Annotated in this window: 15 protein-coding genes, 3 tRNA genes and 3 pseudogenes; all 21 read right to left on the bottom strand. The window is 44.2% G+C overall.

The features are described from left to right. Positions 1 to 220: 220 nt before the first annotated feature. A pseudogene (locus REG_RS03070) lies at positions 221 to 716 on the bottom strand (tyrosine-type recombinase/integrase); the annotation flags it as partial. Between the two features lie 212 nt (positions 717 to 928). After that, positions 929 to 1,015 (bottom strand) — tRNA-Leu (locus REG_RS03065). Between the two features lie 146 nt (positions 1,016 to 1,161). After that, positions 1,162 to 1,234 (bottom strand) — tRNA-Cys (locus REG_RS13055). A gap of 45 nt (positions 1,235 to 1,279) precedes the next feature. Continuing rightward, positions 1,280 to 1,355 (bottom strand) — tRNA-Gly (locus tag REG_RS03060). A gap of 283 nt (positions 1,356 to 1,638) precedes the next feature. Then, complete coding sequence (pgsA, locus tag REG_RS03055) at positions 1,639 to 2,187, bottom strand: CDP-diacylglycerol--glycerol-3-phosphate 3-phosphatidyltransferase (protein ID WP_006704421.1); 549 nt, start codon at positions 2,185 to 2,187, stop codon at positions 1,639 to 1,641. 53 nt (positions 2,188 to 2,240) lie between these two features. Beyond that, positions 2,241 to 4,079 carry an excinuclease ABC subunit UvrC gene (gene uvrC, locus REG_RS03050; RefSeq protein ID WP_260200174.1) on the bottom strand — a complete coding sequence of 613 codons (1,839 nt, stop codon included), beginning with the start codon at positions 4,077 to 4,079 and terminating at the stop codon, positions 2,241 to 2,243. Positions 4,080 to 4,205: 126 nt separating this feature from the next. Then, the gene (gene uvrY, locus REG_RS03045) at positions 4,206 to 4,874 is read right to left on the bottom strand and encodes a UvrY/SirA/GacA family response regulator transcription factor (RefSeq protein ID WP_006704419.1); all 669 of its coding nucleotides are present in this window, start codon (positions 4,872 to 4,874) and stop codon (positions 4,206 to 4,208) included. Then, positions 4,871 to 5,438 (bottom strand): annotated as a pseudogene (locus REG_RS03040) (NAD(P)H-dependent glycerol-3-phosphate dehydrogenase); the annotation flags it as partial. The pseudogene REG_RS03040 and the gene uvrY, both read right to left, overlap by 4 nt. Then, on the bottom strand, positions 5,386 to 5,967 hold the full coding sequence (locus tag REG_RS14015; RefSeq protein WP_050749298.1) for a hypothetical protein: 582 nt from the start codon (positions 5,965 to 5,967) through the stop codon (positions 5,386 to 5,388). The gene REG_RS14015 and the pseudogene REG_RS03040, both read right to left, overlap by 53 nt. Next, a complete protein-coding gene (locus tag REG_RS03035; RefSeq protein ID WP_050749297.1) occupies positions 5,924 to 7,363 on the bottom strand; it encodes a PEP/pyruvate-binding domain-containing protein in 1,440 nt (479 codons plus the stop codon). Before REG_RS03035 ends, REG_RS14015 begins: the two co-directional genes overlap by 44 nt. A 12-nt stretch (positions 7,364 to 7,375) precedes the next feature. Next, complete coding sequence (locus tag REG_RS03030; protein ID WP_039906991.1) at positions 7,376 to 7,621, bottom strand: hypothetical protein; 246 nt, start codon at positions 7,619 to 7,621, stop codon at positions 7,376 to 7,378. Between the two features lie 15 nt (positions 7,622 to 7,636). After that, positions 7,637 to 7,831: a hypothetical protein gene (locus REG_RS12555; RefSeq protein WP_141553600.1), complete on the bottom strand. Its 195-nt coding sequence runs from the start codon at positions 7,829 to 7,831 to the stop codon at positions 7,637 to 7,639. 82 nt (positions 7,832 to 7,913) lie between these two features. Beyond that, entirely contained in the window at positions 7,914 to 11,639 is a 3,726-nt protein-coding gene (locus tag REG_RS03025) for a glycosyltransferase (RefSeq protein WP_006704418.1), read from the bottom strand. After that, positions 11,639 to 12,937 (bottom strand): annotated as a pseudogene (locus REG_RS10650) (FkbM family methyltransferase). Before REG_RS10650 ends, REG_RS03025 begins: the two are co-directional and overlap by 1 nt. A gap of 35 nt (positions 12,938 to 12,972) precedes the next feature. Next, the gene (locus REG_RS03015) at positions 12,973 to 14,223 is read right to left on the bottom strand and encodes an ABC transporter ATP-binding protein (protein ID WP_006704417.1); all 1,251 of its coding nucleotides are present in this window, start codon (positions 14,221 to 14,223) and stop codon (positions 12,973 to 12,975) included. Then, entirely contained in the window at positions 14,220 to 15,014 is a 795-nt protein-coding gene (locus tag REG_RS03010; protein ID WP_006704416.1) for an ABC transporter permease, read from the bottom strand. The genes REG_RS03015 and REG_RS03010 overlap by 4 nt, the downstream gene beginning before the upstream one ends. Further along, positions 15,014 to 16,441: a mannose-1-phosphate guanylyltransferase/mannose-6-phosphate isomerase gene (locus REG_RS03005; RefSeq protein ID WP_006704415.1), complete on the bottom strand. Its 1,428-nt coding sequence runs from the start codon at positions 16,439 to 16,441 to the stop codon at positions 15,014 to 15,016. The genes REG_RS03010 and REG_RS03005 overlap by 1 nt, the downstream gene beginning before the upstream one ends. 28 nt (positions 16,442 to 16,469) lie before the next feature. Beyond that, complete coding sequence (gene arnF, locus REG_RS03000) at positions 16,470 to 16,868, bottom strand: 4-amino-4-deoxy-L-arabinose-phosphoundecaprenol flippase subunit ArnF (RefSeq protein ID WP_006704414.1); 399 nt, start codon at positions 16,866 to 16,868, stop codon at positions 16,470 to 16,472. After that, the gene (arnE, locus tag REG_RS02995; protein ID WP_006704413.1) at positions 16,858 to 17,196 is read right to left on the bottom strand and encodes a 4-amino-4-deoxy-L-arabinose-phosphoundecaprenol flippase subunit ArnE; all 339 of its coding nucleotides are present in this window, start codon (positions 17,194 to 17,196) and stop codon (positions 16,858 to 16,860) included. Before arnE ends, arnF begins: the two co-directional genes overlap by 11 nt. After that, the gene (locus REG_RS02990) at positions 17,193 to 19,043 is read right to left on the bottom strand and encodes a 4-amino-4-deoxy-L-arabinose lipid A transferase (protein ID WP_141553607.1); all 1,851 of its coding nucleotides are present in this window, start codon (positions 19,041 to 19,043) and stop codon (positions 17,193 to 17,195) included. The genes arnE and REG_RS02990 overlap by 4 nt, the downstream gene beginning before the upstream one ends. Before the next feature lie 6 nt (positions 19,044 to 19,049). Next, a complete protein-coding gene (gene arnD / locus REG_RS02985) occupies positions 19,050 to 19,946 on the bottom strand; it encodes a 4-deoxy-4-formamido-L-arabinose-phosphoundecaprenol deformylase (RefSeq protein WP_039907144.1) in 897 nt (298 codons plus the stop codon). Between the last annotated feature and the right edge of the window lie 27 nt (positions 19,947 to 19,973).

Below are 19,973 nucleotides of genomic sequence, written 5' to 3'. Positions count from 1 at the left end.
GCAATAAGGTATCACGTTCATTTTCAGGGATGATTTCTGAGAAGTTAAAAATGACGCGCCGACGAGACACACCGCCACTCCGATCACTGAAACTCATGGCGTTATTATTCACCGCCACTATCACCGCAGGGATACGTGTCGAATAAGGCTGTTTATGTTTGGGATCGACAGAAACTTCATCACCACCGGTAATCGCCTTGATCCCTGAGCCTTCGCCTACAAGGCGTGCCGCAACCTCTAATCGACCTGAATGTTCGACCACTTTTATCGGTGTTAATAAATCGCGTGTTTTGAGATCAGCAATATTACGATGGCCTAGTGAAGGGAATAAATGATCTACCAAGGTTTTTAAGACTCTAGTGCTATGAAAAGCTGACCATTTTTTGTTACTTTCATGCCAGGCTCTGGCTACGGTTTCAAAACTATTCGCTGCACTTTGTTGCTCGACTTTGACTGCCTTTTTGTATTCACTGGGATCGGCTCCTGCCGCGACTAATTTTCTGGCCTGGTCGCGTTTATGTCTGGCATCAGAAAGTGTGATTTCAGGGTAAACACCCAAAGCCAGCATCTTCTCTTTACCGCCAAAACGATAACGTAAGCGCCAATATTTTGAGCCATTAGGTATGAATCAAAAGAAACATGCCTTCACCGTCCGTGAGCTTATACGCTTTCTCTGCGGGTTTGGCTGAACGTACTTTCACATCAGTAAGCGCCATGATAGGGGTTCCTTTATATTCTTCTCCTTCAGTGTGCTTGAGGGTATATGATTTTATCGAACCCGTATATACCCGCATTTGTACCCTCATGAGTCTGTTGATGTGGGTCGAACTGAGTAGACGTTGGCAGACAGAAAAAGCGTGAAAAGCCTTGTAATAACTGGATTTTTGGCATAAAAAAAGACGTCGGTAGACGTCTGTTTACTATTGAATGGTGCCCGGGGCGGGACTTGAACCCGCACAGCCTTGAGGCCGAGGGATTTTAAATCCCTTGTGTCTACCGATTTCACCACCCGGGCTGAGAATTTTTTCAAAGTCTTTTATGTGATCTAATACGCTGGCAAGAGAGGCGAAGGGCAATTATTTACTTCATTTAGACAGCGCTTTTTGCCCGTTTTTTCTCGTTTTAGTGTCGCTAAGAAATAAAAAAGATCTTGAGAAAAGTTGGAGGCGCGTTCCGGGTCGAACCGGACTAGGCGGATTTGCAATCCGCTACATAACCGCTCTGTTAACGCGCCCGACATTCCGTGCTCTTTATTAGAGTTAACGATTTTTTAATAATTTGGAGCGGGAAACGAGACTCGAACTCGCGACCCCGACCTTGGCAAGGTCGTGCTCTACCAACTGAGCTATTCCCGCAATATTAGGCTGATTAAGTTAAAGGCATCAATCTTTGCCGTTCTTTAGCAATCTATTTCGTCCTTTATCGTGCCGTGCATTTTACTTACCTGGTGCATCTAGTCAATAAAATTATCCAACTTAAGTGTTTGTTTGCTGCTTTTTAAGACATTTATACCCTTCTCCCTTGAAGCCGCCGTGTTGTTAGCTGCGGGTGTTCGCTGAATCACGTAGTATATTTACGCTCATCGGTCGGTCGCCCTGGCCGCCGCCTAGCGGCAACTTCAAGGGCTGTAGGTATAGCTCAAGGCTCGGCTAAATTTTTCCGTACTATATTTAAATATTGGAACATCGACCAGAAAGTTAGCACCACAGCAATATAAAGTAAGACAATACTTATCATTTCAATCATGGGTATTGGACGCCACAGTAAACCAATGAGTGACAACATTTGTGCCGCTGTTTTTGTTTTCCCCATCCAGGAAACACTGACACAGCTACGTTCTCCAATTTCTGCCATCCATTCACGTAATGAAGATATGATAATTTCACGTGCAATCATTGTCGCTGCCGGTAATGTGATCCACCAAACGTGGTAGTATTCAGTAACCAGTATTAATGCAATGGTCACCATGATTTTATCCGCAACAGGATCAAGAAAGGCACCGAAACGTGTCGTTTGTCCCCACCGCCTTGCCAGAAAACCATCAAACCAGTCTGTCATTGCAGCAAAGATAAAAATAATAGCTGACACCATAGGTGCCCATTCTAAAGGTAGGTAGAATGCTAAAACGAAAAACGGGATAAGTATGATACGCAGTAAAGTAAGCCAAGTTGGTATATTTAATTGCATGATGCAGGCCAATCACCTAATTTGGTGTGAAATATGATAAGTATGGTGCAACATTAACTCCTGTGTTTCAATGTATTGAAAATTCTTTTTGCTAATGTTTGCGAGATACTGGGTATTTTTGCAATTTCTTCGATGCTGGCATTCAATAATGGTTGCAGTCCCCCCATGTGTTTTAATAACATCTGCCGGCGTTTAGTACCGATGCCTTCAATCATTTCTAACACACTGGCCATTTTTACTGTTGATCGGCGCTTCCTGTGTCCTGTTATCGCATGGTTATGTGCGTCATTACGGATATGCTGAATGAGGTGTAAGGCAGGCGAATCTGACGGCAATGAATCCCCTTTTCCTCGTGTAGATAAAAACAAAGTCTCTAATCCTTCCTTGCGATCGCTTCCTTTTGCAATACTTATCAGTAACGGTTTTTGTTTATTCCAGGAGACATTTAATGAAGAAAAAACGTTTACGGCCTGCGCTAATTGCCCTTTCCCTCCATCAATGAAAATAACATCAGGGATATTATTTTCATCAACAGCCTTGTCATAGCGTCGCATTAATACCTGTGATATAGCTGCATAGTCATCACCTGGTTTAATACCATTGATATGGTAACGTCTATATTCAGAACGTAGCGGGCCATTGCTGTCAAATACCACACAAGCCGCTACTGTCTGTTCGCCCATAAGATGACTAACATCAAAACACTCTAGCCGATTGATCGATGCAAGCTTTAGTACTTTAGCTAATTCTTTCATCCTTTGTTGTATGGTTGAACGTTGTGATAAACGTGTCTTTAGTGCTGCAGCAGCATTAGTCGCTGCCAATTTTAAATAGCGAGCACGCGCCCCACGAGGGCGGGTTTGTATTTGAATTTTACGTCCGTTAAGTTCACTCAACGAAGCTGAAAGTAACTCTTTTTCCGCCAAATGAAAAATCCAGTAAAACTCCTCCGGTAAGGTGCGTGATTGGTTGCCTTGCAGATAAAATTGACCGATGAATGTCTGTACTATTTCGTTTAGTTCAGTCCCGCTGGGGATGTGAGGGAAATAGCTACGACTGCCTAATATTTTACCCTGACGGATAAATAAAACGTGGATACAGGCTAAGCCGGTATTAAATGAGACGCCGATCACATCAAGATTTTCATCGTCTCCAGAAACAAATTGTTTTTCTGTTACCCTGCGAATGGCTTGAATTTGATCGCGAAGCTTGGCCGCTTCTTCAAAATGCAATAAGTGGCTGGCTTTTTCCATCCGAGAAATTAAATTTTTTAAAACTTGCTGATCTTTTCCAGATAAAAATAAGCGGACATAATTTATCTGCTGTTGATATTCTTCTTCGCTAACTAAACCCGTTACACAGGGGCCTAAACAACGTCCAATTTGGTATTGCAAACAGGGACGAGAACGGTTGCGATAAACGCTATTTTCACATTGCCGTATTGGAAAAAGTTTTTGTAGCAGTGCCAAGGTTTCTCGCACAGCATAAGAATCAGGAAATGGCCCGAAATACTCCCCCTTTTTCGTGCATGCTACCACGGTGTATCGCGAGACGCGGGTGAATATCGGCACTAAGAAAAAATAAAATGGATAGGATTTATCATCACGCAAGAGAACGTTATAGCGTGGTTGATGTAGTTTAATATAATTATGTTCGAGTAATAATGCTTCAGTCTCGGTATGTGTAATGGTGACATCAATCTGAACGATATTTTTAACCAAACTTTTTGTCTTAAGATTATTTTGTATACCAAAGTAGTGAGTTAAACGTTTCTTGAGATTTTTCGCTTTACCCACATAAATAACAGCACCCTCGGCATCATACATGCGATAAACACCTGATTGCGAGGTCACCGTTTTTAAAAACTCTTTCGCATCAAAACAATCAATCACTGTTTAATAGTAGACCTCTTTCCAAACCGTAGCGAGTGACATGAATCCTGCGTTGCCCGGTGCTCGCAATCCTCATGTACTGTATGGGAACGAAGGTTGCTGTGCGCCGGGCGCCTTGACTTCGCATCACTCGCTACGGTTTGGAAAGAAGTCTAGTTTCTCCTTATTAAAAAATCCATGACGAATAGCCAAGTGTGTTAATTCAACATCGCCGTTAATTTTCAGTTTTTCGAACATCCGGTAACGATAACTATTGACTGTTTTTGGGCTAAGGTGCAACTGTTCAGCGATCTCATTGACTTTTTTTCCTTTTGTGATCATGAGCATAATTTGTAATTCACGATCTGAAAGGCAATCAAATGGAGCCTCCGCTTGCGGTTGCAATTGGCTTAACGCCATTTGCTGTGCGATATCTGATGCGATATAGCGTTGACCCGCATGGACAGCTCTAATGGCATTGACCACCTCTTGCAGAGCAGCGCCTTTGCTAAGATAGCCGTGTGCGCCGGCTTGCATCACTTTTTTCGGCAGGGGATCCTCTGTATGTATGGTTAGCATAATAACCTTGGTGTCTGGTGAAAAGCGCACAACCTTTCGGGTTGCTTCCAATCCACCGATACCAGGCATATTCATATCCATTAAAACGATATCAACAGGATGATTTCTGCACCATTTTACCGCATCTTCACCACATTGAGTTTCTCCCTTAACTTTGATGCCTTTGATATCTTCAAGAATACGACGTATACCTGTACGCACCAATTCGTGGTCATCAACAAGCAGAACATTGATCAAAAAAGTTCTCCAAAAGTAGAGACGGCAGTATCTGCCTTTTTATCGCAATATAATATTTGATATATTTTTTCAATAATTGGCACATTCACACTATGACGTTGTGCCAAAGCTAATACCTCTTTGGTATTGTAATAACCCTCAACGACTTGGCCAATTTTTTCCTGTGCTTGTTGTACATTCAGCCCCTGACCCAGCAGGGTGCCAAATCTACGATTACGGGATTGATCATCAGTGCAAGTAAGCACTAAATCACCTAACCCTGCGATACCAATGAATGTGGCTGCTTCAGCGCCCAAAGCCTGACCTAAGCAACTCATTTCATTAAGACCCGCGCTAATCAGTGCAGCACGTGCATTAGCCCCCCGCCTTAACACCATCAGAAATACCTGCCGCAATGGCTATCACGTTTTTCATCGCTCCAGCGAGCTGTACTCCGATAATATAAGTACTTAAGTATACTCGAAGCGTTTCACTACGAAATAATTGTTGGAGATCTTGACGAAAATTGATATCAGTAGATGCCAAAATGATCGCCGTAGGTAGTCCTATCGCCAATTCTTTGGCAATAGGCTTTATCAACAGGATCAAGGTCAGAACCAACCACCTGCACAAACCGTTCTGAAAGGCATGCAATAGACGAGGTATCTTCGTTCAGGCGCACAAGTGCGAGAGCTGTCAACTTTTTCAGCGCTTGCTCAAGGATATCAATGTGTTGTGTTGATATATTCCGGTTTTTGAAGCGTATTTTAGCGTCTTGCCGAAATGTGGGAACCCAAATGGTAAATACAATATCCAGTTCCATCTTATCATGGAGGTGAGGATTATCCTGCAGTAGATCAAGATATACATTGGCCAAACGCAAGGCGACCTCTTCTGGTAACGACGCTGGAATGAATGAATTTATGGATGCGCGGCAATCCACATAAGGCTGAGAGCAAAAATTATGCACTAATGGCGCAGGTCGTACATCCCGATAACCATATTCTGCACGCTGCTTGGCCCATATATCCTCGGTAATGAGGTGGTTATACAAATTGATCGCCAGGGGATTAGGCCGATTGCCAATAATTTCCGCTGGGTTCCAATCGGTCATCCCGGAAAAAATCGTATAATCTCCTTTTAAAGTGCTGCCGAGCAGATTGTAAAAATAACCCTAGTTGCTTTTCATCAATCTGATGTGTGTCATGTTTTACAACAATCGGGCGAACCTGAAAGGTGTAAATTTGATCTTTTTTATCAATGGCGAATTCAATATCAAGCTTGTTATATCCTAATATTTGTTCAAGCTCTTTAGCTGCTTCAATTACACCTTCCAAGCGCGAATCAATTTTATGTACGGCGTCTATGTTTTGACGAAAAACAATGGCGGTTCTAAGCTCGCTTTTCTGACCAGAGGTGATGGAATCGGTTCGCCCTGAAACATCATCATAGTTTACGATGTAGTAAGATGATCCAGTAACCAGATCGCATGTGAATATCACACCCGACATGGCAACATTGCTTATAAATGGTTGAATCAGAACCTGAGCATGTTCGGAGGGGTTCCCGTAAGACAAAAACACACCTTCAATAGCTTTGCGCACGGCATGAGTGTCATCGCAATCGATGTCCAATACACTTTCAAAAACACCTGCATTTGCTGTTTCCCAACTATCTTCTTCAAAAGAGCTGGAGCGCACAATTAAACGCTGACCTTCGAATTGGGCTTGCGCCCCTTTGATGATACGCAAAGGATTATTTTTCCAGTCTTGCCATGTGCAGGTTATCTGGTCGCATATTTCACTTTTTTTAAGTTGCGGACGTATTCGGCGTAACGTTTCTGCTTTGTTACCGAGTATAAAGTGAACCAAATCGTTGGGCTCATTCATCTCGGCCCAAGAGCCGGTTACATCATAGGTAGCAATATTAAAACCAGCATCCTGGATATCATGGATCAAATCAATAAAATTGCTGGCGGAAGGGTAATTATCTCGATGACGTGATATCCAATCCATCACCTTGGGAGAGAATTTGACAAGACCGGTATATTCTACCTCTCCATAAGGGGGAATATTCAAAGTTTCAGCAATTGCGATATCTTCCTGAGAACGCCCCGAAAAACGCTGCTTCCAAACACTGTCTATTGCGACTACGGCATCCCCCTCCATGCTGATAAATTGCGTTAGGGTTTCAGGATGAAAGACAGTGTCCCCGTACATGACCAAAGCGGGACTTGAAAAATCCTGTATTACGCTGAGGAAAGATTGTAATGCACTACTTTTTTGCCAATCTAATACGTGAGAAAAATTAAGGTGCGGATGATTAGCGATGATTCTTTGATAATCATAGCCAACGATAATGTTGACCTCATTGCCAGGAAGCGCCTTTTCAAAAGCATGCGTTTGCCAGTCAAGAATACTTTTGCCATTACTGAATGACCATAAACTACAGGGCCTTTCGGCATGCTTATTATAACCGGCAGCCAGAAGAAATATTTTCGGCTTACACATTCAAAATATTCCCTATTTGCTGTCCCCACCTTTATCTTGAAGGTCACCATTGTTGATAGAGTCAGTTTTTTTATTTTTCGATAGCCCCAAAAACCCCTTTATTCTATACCAGAAAGTTTTCATTAGAACGCCTATGGCCACAAAAAAACCAATGATAACACTCATAATGGCACTGCCAGAGCCTGGATCAATATAAGCAAATGCTGGCTCTACCCCAATTGTGAATAGCGTAATGGCAAAAAATATCGATTTTTTCATATTTCACCTCTTTTTTCATAATTTTTGGATTTCTGCCTTAGAAAAGCACCAATTTGAACCAACGTTACAGATACAAGACTTGCTGTATTTATGCTGGCAATATCGCCTGGTTAAACCAGATTTATCCACCATCTTGCAAAGTCCACAAGCATTTATACCTTCGCCTTTCAAGTTACTGCGGCGTTGGCTGCTCGCTCTCATCCCAGTCATGTACTACTTGTACACTCCTGGGATTCGATTGTTTGCCGCCTTGCCGTAACTCGAAATTCATTGGGTATTAGTAGTAATGTATTCAAGTAGCTGGCAAAATCTTCGCCAACAACTGCTGCGTACTTTCTGCCCAAGTTAGCCACGGCATATGTTCTGAAGAAGGTGCGCGATGCTCTAAGTCAAGTTTTAGCCATTGTTGAATGGCTTGAGCCAAATCATTGGGTTCGAGGCCATTAAAATAATAGGCATGATCACCGGCTATTTCGCGGAAAATAGGAATGTCTCGGGCAATGATAGGTAGTTTGTGCTGTGCTGCTTCGAACAGTGGTAGACCAAAACCTTCGCCTTCACTGGCAGCGATCAGGCAGCTAGCGGCATCATAGAGTTTTTCTAGATATTCATCACTAACGCCTTCCAGCCAAAAAAGTTGTTTAGCAAGTTGAGGATGGTGACGTAATTTTTCAACCAGAGCTTCAACCATCCATCCTTGCTTGCCCACTATCACTAAATTGACTGCAATACCTTGTGCCCATAATTGTTCAAAAGCTTCGAGGGTTTGTGTATGGCTTTTGCGGGGTTCTAGGGTGCCGACCATCAAAAAATTTTTATTGAGAGCAAGCGCATTAAATACCTCGGTTGCGGTGTCTGGTATCCCTTTAGAAGGTAAAGAGTTCTTTATGTCAGCCCCAAGGTGTGTCCAATCGATTTTAAATGGACGTCGGTGTAAAGGTACTGCATTACTCTTAAGCCATTCAGTTAATGCATTGGCTATTGTTTGTGATATACAAATAGCACCATCAGCTGTTTCTGATAATACTTTTAACCAGTCGTGATATATTTTTTTTATCTCAGATTGTGTTGGCCAAGAATGGGAAGATTGAATAGGAAGCAAATCATATAATAAAAAATAAATTTGCACTCCGTAATTACGCATTTGCTGGTAAAACCATTGATGAGCCAGCACTGCATGGTAGTGTAAATCCAGCCCTAAAAATAGATCGCCATTATAAAAATCGATAACATCATCGTTGCCTAAATGGGAATCGGAGCAATTCAACATATTTAGAGTGTAATTACGGGCATAACGATAACCTTTTCCGTCGGATTCGGCATAGACCGGTTCAACCCGATATACCGCAGGCGAATTGCTTAACAATTCGTGCAGGATGCTACGTGTAACTCGTTGTATACCGCTGCCCACGTCCCGCTGAATTAATTCGGATATATCGACAAATAGCTGGCGTACTCTTAGCTTGGGTGGTATGGATTGCCCAATAGCATTAGCCAGAAGCAACCAAGCATTAGGATCAACGGGCGCAGGCTGAATCTCGGCCAGTGCGTTAGTTAAAGCAGGTACTCCAGCATGCATTGTGCGATACATGTTTTCAATTGATTGTGCATACTTATCCGCACAATGACGTGGAACGTGTTGAGTATGAATAATTTTTTGTGCTTGCTCACCCAGCCTTTGACGGCGGAAAGGGTCACGCCACAAAGTTTCTAGTGCTTCAATTAGCTGTGCATCGCTAAATTCATCTGGTAATTTCCATACGCCATCATCCGGCAGTGCAGCCATGCTGCCATTGGCATTGACGATGGTGGGTAAAGCGTAATTCATGCAATCCAATACAGTGCCTGAGGTTTCACCCCGAGAAAGGGATCGCAACTGTACTGCTATATCAGCAGCCGCTAGGTAGTGACAGAAAGTGCTTTTATTTGCCCAGCCAGTGATATGGATACGTTGTTTTAAGCCGCTGTTGGATATTGTTGTGATAAGGTCAGCTCCATAGTCTCCTCCATGATTTTCACCGACAAATACCAGCACGCAATGATTGCTTTTTGCCAAAGTCGAGGCTAGCCAGGCTGTCAGTAAACGATGATTCTGTTTGCTTGGTCCAAGCATACCAAAATGACATACCACAAAATCATTATCCGTCAATTCCAGCTGACGACGTGCTGTAACCCGATCAGCATTTAGGGCGGGAACACGTAAGTGTGGAATAACTGCCCAATCATCTGCCGCCCCTTTACCATACCATTGGTTTGCCAGTGAGTTCGAATATTCAGTATGCACAATAACACCATGAGCACTATCCAGCGCAGTAAGGTTGCATGGATAATGCCAAATTGCAGTATCTAATTGATAAAAACGTTGTTGCACGGCGGTATAACCATGACTTTGGTACAGTGCTTGCGTCCAGGCGTTTGGCTGATAGCTAACTTTTTCCATATGCGCTAATAAATTTCCTAGAAAAAAATCATGTAACACGACAATCCCAGGAATTTCTTTTATTAAGGAAAACATATGTTGATGGAAAGAGGAATTACCAAAGTGGTAGAGCACTCGATCGTAACGATCGGCATAAGTTCTAAACCACTCCAAACTGCGTATTTGACAATTAGCCTGGATCCATGGATCTGACATGGAAGGCTGTGCCGCAATCACGTCGATTGTGTAATGACGCGCTAGCTCTGGCAGCAGTTCAGCACTGTAATCGCTGATACCGCTTCGTTCAGGCGGTAAAGGAGAAACATAGGCTAATTTAGGTCGAGAAATAGGTGCGCTATAGGTCAATGATTGACCGGATTGCTTGATATGTAATGTTTCCATTGCCGTGATTGCCCGTTGTGCGGTGCTATCCCATGAAAACCGTTTTGCCTGCGCTAATCCATGCTGTTCCAGCGCTAATCGGAAACTATCATCAGTCAGTACCTGTACTAATTTTTCAGCAATCGCACTATCATTGAAGGGATCAAATAACGCCTCTTCTTTGCCAATCACTTCCGGCAAACTGGAGGTGTTAGCGCCTATTACTGCTCGCCCACAAGCCATGGCTTCCAACACCGGTAGACCGCAACCCTCGTACCATGAAGGAAAGATGAATGTTTTGCATAAATTGTAAAGCGTCAGCAAATCTTCTTCCGGCACAAAACCAGTCAGCACCAATTCTTTAGCATCCAGTCCCTGCTCCTTGGCTAATTTCTCCAGGATGGCTCGACTAGACGGCTGAATAGAACAGACTATCGCCAGTTGGTGGCTACTTCGTAGCAGTCTCGGTAACTTGGCATAAGCGCGGATAAGACCTTCAATATTTTTACGATAGTCAATACCACCTGTGTACATCACAAATTGCTGATATAAACCATAACGTTGCCGAATGTCTTTCTCTTGCTGACTATCGATATTTTGCGGCTGAAAATAGGGTTCGGCGGCAGCAGAAATGTTGATACATGCCGAGACCGGAAAACCAAGATGGTTGATGGCGTCTTGCTGAGAGGCTTCTGAAATAGCAAGTAACAGATCTGCTCGGCGTAAATGATCGAGTTTCCTTTGATACCAGGCTTCATTCTGAGGATTTATAAGATAATGCTGAGAATAAATCAGTGGGATTAAGTCATACAGAATTACTGCCGTGGGTACAGTACAATTTAGCGTGCCAATACTAATGATAGCATTGTCACCTAATCCCTCGAATAAGCTACAAATAAGCACAACATCGGGCTTTAAACTGGCGAGAAAGGCTTCACGAACCAATTCAGCGGAGCGACGGCGCCAAGTATTAGCTTCATCCAGCTGATGAACTGGCCCTGGTGATTGCCAAACACAGATATTTTCTTGCGGTAGTAGGCTGTCAAAGGCGGCACGTATCGGTTCAATGGTGTCTGGAAATAGCCCATTGAGGGCAAGGAAGATCTGGTGTTTTCCTCGATTTCTCACGATAGCTTGAGCTAAAGATAAAGTAAAGCGTCCGATGCCACGTTGTCGGCTATGAGTCTGCGCGCCTTGAAGGTCAATGACGATACGCATCAATATTTCCTTGCATTAACAGTTTTTTGTAGACCCGAATAAATACCGACAACACGGGGTGAAAAGTTTTTTATTAATTCTGGCATCTCCAGTGCTTCTGATGTTGGTGGTAAAGACACTGTGGGGGATGTGACTTCTCTGTTAATAAGAAGGGATGATCGTAGTGCGAGTTGGTGCAGCCGGTGTTTAACCTGAGGATATTGAGTCAAAACGATGAGTGCACGCCTTTTCAAAACAGCATTGGCAAGAGTTTGTTTTATTGCCCAAATCACCATCGGTTTGGCAAGACCTTTTATCCTTTGAATCGACCAGCGCGCTCCACGTCGTGGTAGCGATGCTACCCACTGACTGACTAGCCTTGCTTGACGCAATGATGGTCTGGTGATTTTCCAAAATTTACTGGTGTAAACGCTCTGTAGCTCTCGATTCAGCCCATCAGCCACCGTCCACCAATGATGTGAAGAATGATTCAGCTCATCTATTTTTGTTTTTGCCGCCGCGTAGTCGGTTTGCAGCGATGCACGTTTTTTTTCTGATGTGCTCAACCGTTGATTTGATAACAGTAATGCCTCGCATTTTTTTTGTAAAGAGCGCTCAAGTCGATCTGGCTTATGCTTTGTGGCCTCATTTTGGGATAGCAGCCCCACAAATCCAGCCTGCTGAATCTCATCGAATACATTGGGCGGAGCAGAAAATGCGTCAATAAGCTCGGCATGTTCTTTCGCTACATAGAAACGATTTAGCCCATCAAAGTAGACAAACAGATAGTCTGCAGCGATAAGGACAGGATCCCATTTGGCATAATCTAACTCTGGTTTATTCGGAGTGGTGGCTTCAATAACCATTATCCAAGGACGCAAAATTTGACTGTCCCATCCTTTAATAAACTTTTCCTCAAATCCTTCAACATCAATTTTAAGCCAGTGAACGTCTTTAAATTCAAGGGATTGTAAGGCCGTTTTTAATGTCATAGCAGGTACCTGTACTTGCTATGATGTATAACCTAGCTCCAGCTTATGCTGTTGTGCATAAGCATATGCCGCCGTACTTAGGCCAGAATCTGGAATCACATTGAGCGTCAATGCGCCTGCATCGGTATCGGTGAGGGCGACTTGTAGCACCGTTTCATCCGGTCTTTCTTTGCGCAAAAGCGCGGCATATTCAAATGCTGGCTCAATATGTATCCCTCTCCACCCCCGCTCATAAAAAGCTTGGCTAACAGAATCATTTACCGGATGTTGGGCGCCGACATCGATATAAAACCGATTTTGCACATGTTTAAGTGCGCGCCACAGCATGACATCTTCAAAATTTTGGGAATAGGAAATAAAACTCATTGGGCTATATATCCGTTACTATTGCGAGAAATAAGAAATTGAGCGTCAAGCCAACTGCTTCCGATAAAGGTATCCTGATCTGCATTTAACACCTCAAAAACCAGCAGATTATCCTGCCATTCATAGTTATTAATAAGATGTGTATCAGAACTGGTTAAAGCAGGGGATACCGAATAAGACCCCGATCCTAAAGTACAGGTAAAGGTCATGCTAAAAGTCAGGGTGTCGCCGGTTTTAACGTTTTCTTGGATTTGGCGAGTGTGCCAGGTGTTTGTGCCCCATACCACATGCCCTTGTTTATCGCGGATCATATAGCCCAGCACCAGGCGAGGTAGATCGGCATGAATGTCAGCTTCAAGTAGCAGTTCTACTGCTTGGCCGACTTTTGCTACTGCTAATTCATCGCCGGAAGCCGCATCTACTAATTTCAGAGTTCTGATACGTGCTTCACCGGTACCGCTTTTGGTCAGTAACCAGCCATTTTTTTCGCGCCGTTGCTCAATGGTAAGCTTGGCATTTTCTTTGGCAGCAATCAGCGCGTTATAGTGATCCACCACTTCATCAGGTAAACCATCTTTTAGCACTCGCCCTTGATCCAATAAGATGACACGGTCACAGAGAGTACGCACATCGCCCATATTGTGGGTCACTAACATAATGGAAACGCCTTTGGCTCTAAATTGACGGATCCGATCAAAACTTTTATGTTGAAAATAGCTATCCCCTACTGACAACGCCTCATCCACAATTAGCAGATCGGGTTGGAATGCCGTGGCAACGCTAAAAGCGACGCGCATTTGCATGCCGCTGGAGTAGGTGCGCATCGGCTGATCAAAGTACTCGCCTACTTCAGCAAAGGCTTCAATCTCCGGCATGACGCGCGCTATTTCATGGCTATAACCCATTAAACAGGCACTGTGATAAGCATTTTGCCTACCCGTTAGCTCGGGGTTAAATCCCATTCCTAATTCTAAAATAGCCGCTACACGGCTTTGTAATTGCACTTTTCCTTGCGTGGGTTGTACCGTGCCGGTGATCAGTTTGAGCAGGGTGCTTTTACCCGCCCCATTTTGGCCGACGATACCCACGGCTTCACCTGGCGCGATAGAAAAATTGATATCTTTTAGTACCCATTGCTCCTCGCGTGGCAAAACAGTAGGCGCAAACCAAGAGGCGATGCGCCGTAATTCGCTGCCGTATTGGCGGTAGGCTTTGCCTAAATTTTGTACCTGTAGTTGGCCGTTCATAATTGATCTACCATTTCCGGGCTGGCTTTACGGAACAGGACTAAGCTACCCAGCAGTAGCACTAAGGCTATTATCAATGTGTTTGTTAGATCTAACCACTGTGGTGCACGATTATACAATAAGATGTCTTGATAAGCGGTAACGATAGGGATCAGTGGATTGCATACTAACCAAGAGTGGTATTGTGCCGGGATAATGTTGGCCATATAGACGATGGGGGTTAACCAAAAAACAAATTGCATCACCACAGGTACTACTTGCCCAATATCCCGAATAAAAACATTGAGTATCCCTAAAGTCAAACCTATACCTAATGCTAATGCGACCATTATCGCCATGAGTATGGGGAGCCAGAGTAAGGCCATGCCAGGAGTGTGGCCGAGCAAACCAAAAATGGCCAAAATAGCGATAAACAGCAATAGATTATTAACCAATGCACTGCCCATCACGATAAGAGGTAAGGCAATTTTAGGAAAGGCTAATTTTTTAAGGATATTGCCGTTATCGATGAATAGTGTTAGGCAGCGGTTGACAATTTCTGCAAATAATGTCCAACCTAAGGTGCCTGCCATCAAATAAATAGCGTAAGCGTATTGATTGTTGATGCCCGGTAGTCGGGCGGAAAGGACGGCTGACAGGACAAAAGCAAAAATGATTACCTGAGCCAATGGATTTAATATCATCCATAGTCCACCTAAACGGCTGCGAATAAATTTAGTACGGAGCTCCGTTTTGATAGAAGAAAAAATGAAGAAGCGGTAGCGCCACGCACTCGATAGCATATTAAACATCAATTTTCCTGCTTACAGCGGCCATAATTATCTTTGAAACGCACGATATCATCTTCGCCTAAATAATCGCCACTTTGTACTTCAATCATCACTAATTTAATCAATCCAGGATTTGTCAAACGATGTTTGTGCATGGCGGGGATATAAGTAGATTCATTGGTCTTGACGTAAAATACCTGCTCACCATTGGTCACCTCGGCCGTCCCACTAACCACTATCCAGTGCTCGCTGCGGTGATGGTGCATTTGTAAGCTAAGGCTGGCACCCGGTTTGACCTCAATACGTTTTATCTTAAAGTTCTTGCCTTCTTCTAACACAGTGTAGGTACCCCATGGGCAGTGTACTGTGCAATGGAGTTTGTGAGAGGTATGATCTCTGGCTGCCAGTTCAGCATAAATATGTTTTACATCTTGTTCTCGCGATTTATCAACAACGAGAACCGCATCGGGTGTCTTAATAACGATCAGATTATCGACCCCGACAGTACTGATTAGACCGTCATTACTATAGATGGTGCAATTACGGGTAGTATGCAACAGCGCATCCCCCTGCACGTGGTTACCCTCTGCATCAGGCTCAGACAGCTTGCCGAAGCCACTCCAGGAGCCAATATCACTCCAACCTATGTCACATGGCACCACTGCCATTCGATTGGATTTTTCCATAACCGCATAATCGATAGAATTGTCTCTAACGTTTTTGAATTCATTAGCATCGAGTATTATCTGTGTAATACCTAGACCTTCTGTAGTGAGCGCCTGTTCAATGCAATTTTTTGTGGCCGCAAGAATGTCTGGGCAATGCTGTTCCAATTGTTGCTGCATTGTATCGGCCATGAAGCAAAACATACCTGAATTCCATAAAAATTGGTCTGAAGTAAAATATTCTTGTGCTTCTTTAAGTGGAGGTTTTTCCACAAAACGTAACACGTTATTGCCATCCGCTTCGATGTAGCCATAACCCGTTTCAGGAGATTTTGGCTTGATGCCTAAGGTCACTAATTTACCTGCTGTTGCCAGCTCAATCGCCTTGCTTATGGCGTCTTGAAAGGCGCCTTGATCGTCAATTAAATGATCAGCTGTGAGTACCAGCATGATGGCATCATGACCGTGTTTTGTCGTTACGTAGTGGGAGGCAGTAGCAATCGCGGCAGCCGTATTACGCCCGAAGGGCTCTAAGATAAAGGAAGTGGGGATCTTCGAGAGGTTGACTTCGCGAAATTCATCTTCAGTTTTGAAAAACAAATCTCGGTTGGTCACTGTCAGGATTTCGGTAAGCCCAGAAAGCTGAGCAGCACGTAAAAAAGCTTTTTGTAATAGGCTCTGCCCATCTTTTAGGCGAATAAAAGGTTTTGGGTGTAATGCCCGTGAAATAGGCCATAACCTGGAACCCACTCCACCACACAAAATGGTTGCAATTAGTTTCACTGATTTTTCCTGTTAGTAAAGAATGATCTCAACTTGGTTTTTTCGGTTTCATATAAATAATCCAAACACCTAGCAGGATGAACAGCGCCCCTAGTGTTTTAGTGACGGTGGCAGTTTCATTAAACCACGCTACCGCCAATAAGTAGACCAGCACGTAGCTGATACTAATTAGTGGATAAGCCTGATTGAGTGGTAAATAACGTAGCGCGCAGAGCCAACATAGCATCGACAAAGCGTAGCCTAATAAACCAAAAATAACAGTGCACAGTTGAATATAGTGATGCGTTAAAAAGACAAAATTGATATCACTGAGCGACATTAATGGGATACTTACCATTCCCCATTTCAATAGTAGTTGGGCTAGAGTAATTAATACGATGCTGCCGATGACCCAGCTATAGCCTCGGGTATTATGCTTATTTTCCATGCCAGTTCAACAAAAAAATGCCCAAGATAATAGTGGCAATACCGCACCAATGTCGTGAAGTGACGGGCTCATGAAAAAAATATTGGCCTGCCAAGGTGATGAAAATAAAATTAACGCTCAATAATGGATACGCTTGGCTGAGTGGCATCGATTGTAATAATCTGAGCCACAATAGCATCGCTAATCCTAGCAGTAATAATGCGAGAGATAACCAGCTCGCCGCCGTGCGTTTAGCGGAGGATTGCCACCCCTCTGTGGCTTTTTTTTGACACAATTGCCCGGCACAGGTGAGTAAACTGACCACCAGCACTAATAAATAGTCGATCATGGGCTTGTTGTGTTCATGGTGGGGGTGTCCGTTTTTGCCAACCAAGACAATAACAGTAACCGATTGAATTGTTCGATTTTATCGGCATGGGGTAAATCATCGATGGCTTTTTGATTATCTAATAATACCAATACTACATTCCCCTGTTGGCGTGCTTGCGTCAGCCATGTTGGAAAATCTAACTTATTAACATAGTGATCGCGGCTATCTGGGTAGTTCAGGCCATAAGACAGCTCACCTTTAGAATTGAACATCATCACATCATTGCGTTTGAGCTCCCAGGCTAAGCCGGTGGCAATACCGACCTCATTGGTGAGTAGATAACGGCTTTCCTGTAATAGCGCGCTGTTCTGACGGATAAAATGTTGCGGCTGTTTTACATCAATGATGTGCTGAGGGATGATATAACCGACCAGCGTCGCCAACAATAAGGGGCAGGCGGCCGCCACTTTCCAGTGGCGATGGTTGGCGCGCAGACTCCACCACCCCAGCACTGCCCAGGTGGCAAAGGCCAGCATGCCGAGCAGGATTTTGTTGTTTTCATCTTGATTTAATAGTATCCACTGCGGAAAGTAATCCATTCCCAGTATCAATACCGTCAGGGTGCAAAGGATCCCCAAGATCAGATTAATGATGCCGTTCATTTTAAAGGCATTCATCTGCTGGCTATTAACACAATCGGTAGCATAGGCAGTCATTAATAACGCCAGTGGTGCCATGCAAGGCAAAATGTAGGTCAATAATTTACCTTGAGCGATGCTGAAAAAAATCAGCGGCATCAATACCCAACTTAACAGAAAAAATAATTCGGGACGGTTCACACGCTCGCGCCACCCTTTTAGTAATGCGCCCGGTAATAATCCTAGCCAGGGTAAAACACCTAAACATAAAAGCGGCAAATAATACCAAAAGGGCTCTTTATGTTGCGCGTCTTCAGTCGCGAAGCGTTGAATATGTTCAATCCAAAAAAAATAATGCCAAAAGTCTGGCTCCCGCTGCGCTATGGTCAATGCCCAGGGCAGACAAGATAAAAGCGCGGCTAACACCGCTATCGGGCCAAAAAAGAGCAGTTCTTTTACCCGTTTTTGTAACAGAACAATGGGCACGATCGCGATGACAGGTACCACTAAAGCCAAAAATCCTTTCGTCATGACTCCCATGGCACAGGCGATACCGAGCAAAGCATAAGCACCGATTTTTTGCCAGGATGTTTTATACCCTTCGCCTTTGAAACTGCCGCGTTGTTGGCTGCGGGCGTTCGCCGAATCACGTAGTTGTCTACGCTCATCGGTCTCCCCCCCTGGCCGCCTAGCGGCAATTTCAAGGGCTGTGGGTATAGCCGATGAGGTGAGGTGAAAACTCACCATGGCGGCCATCAGCCAGAGCGAAATCATCGGATCGAGCACCGCATAAGAGCCGACACCAAACACCAGGAAAAAGGTGAGATAAATGAGCGTTGCTAATATTGCTGTGGAACGGTTATGCCATAATCGCGTGGCTAACCAAAAAACCAATAACGCAGTCAAGGCGATACTGAATGCGGATCCAAAGCGTACTGCGAAGTTATTTTCACCCCATAGCCATTGACTGAGGTTATTGATCCAATACCCTGCTACCGGTTTTTCAAAATAACGCACATCTAACAGACGCGGCACTATCCAATCACCCCGTTGTAGCATCTCACGGCTGATTTCGGCATAACGGGTTTCATCAGCCTGCCACAGTAGGCGCTGGTTGAGCGGAAGCAGATACAAAATGATAAAAAAAATGCTTAATAAGGCCAGTGCCTTGTTTTTAAAAAATTGACAGTTTTTAAATAATTTACGGTTTTTAAATAATTTTATCATCATGGATCATTCAACCTCAGCTTGGCAACCCAACCAGCCTTCTCGCCCCGGAAAAGGAGAGCGCACAATTTTGCCCAGTGGTAACTGTTGCTGATCCGTGGGTAACAGGGTACTGAGTGGACAAAAGCACAGACCTTGTTGTTGCGCTCGCTGTAACAATTGTTCAAACATCGCCGATTGCGACATTCCCTCAACTTCAGCATGAATGGTATAAACAGGGACACCACTATCACGCAGCATCGCGGCCAAAATATAATCATTAAAGTCTTGCTGTTGCACTTCACTACCCACCACCTCATCGTAAGTCGGCAAGGTCACAGGGATCTGCACCGTGCCAATACGGCCATCGGCAAACTGTGGACGAAAAGGATGGGTGCCGCGGCAATCACTATTATAGTTAAAAGCGAAGGATTGTTTAGCTGCTAGCACCCGTTCGTCTGCCCGCCACCCCGGAACGGCTGAGCAACTCACCTGTTGTCCAAGACTTTGCTGTAGTGTGTCAACTCCGCGTTTTATTTGTTCAGTCAATTGTTGATCCGACCACCGATCAACCTTGGCTTGCCAGCCTTGGTGATCCCAAGCATGAAGCCCCACTTCTTGTCCTTGCGCTAGCGTTTGTTTCATCAGTGCGCCGAGATCGTTGGCGATCAATTTCCCTGGCCAAGCGGTTCCCGCCAGAAGAATATCCCAGCCATACAGTGAGACCGCATTTGAGCGCAACATTTTCCATAAAAAACGGGGGCGCAGCAGACGCCATAAATGACGCCCCATATTATCGGGCCCGACGCTGAAGAAAAAACTGGCCTGAAGATCATATTTTTGCAGTAAATGAAGCAGTGTCGACACGCCTTGCTGGGTACCCTGATAGGTATCGACGTCAATTCTTAGGCCAATTTTTTTCACCGTATATACCCTTCGCCTTTGAAGCTG

The organism is Candidatus Regiella insecticola LSR1, from assembly GCF_000143625.1.
Lineage (GTDB): Bacteria > Pseudomonadota > Gammaproteobacteria > Enterobacterales > Enterobacteriaceae > Regiella > Regiella insecticola.
The sequence above is the reverse complement of the archived record's forward strand: the minus strand, read 5'-3'. Positions and strand labels throughout refer to the sequence as shown.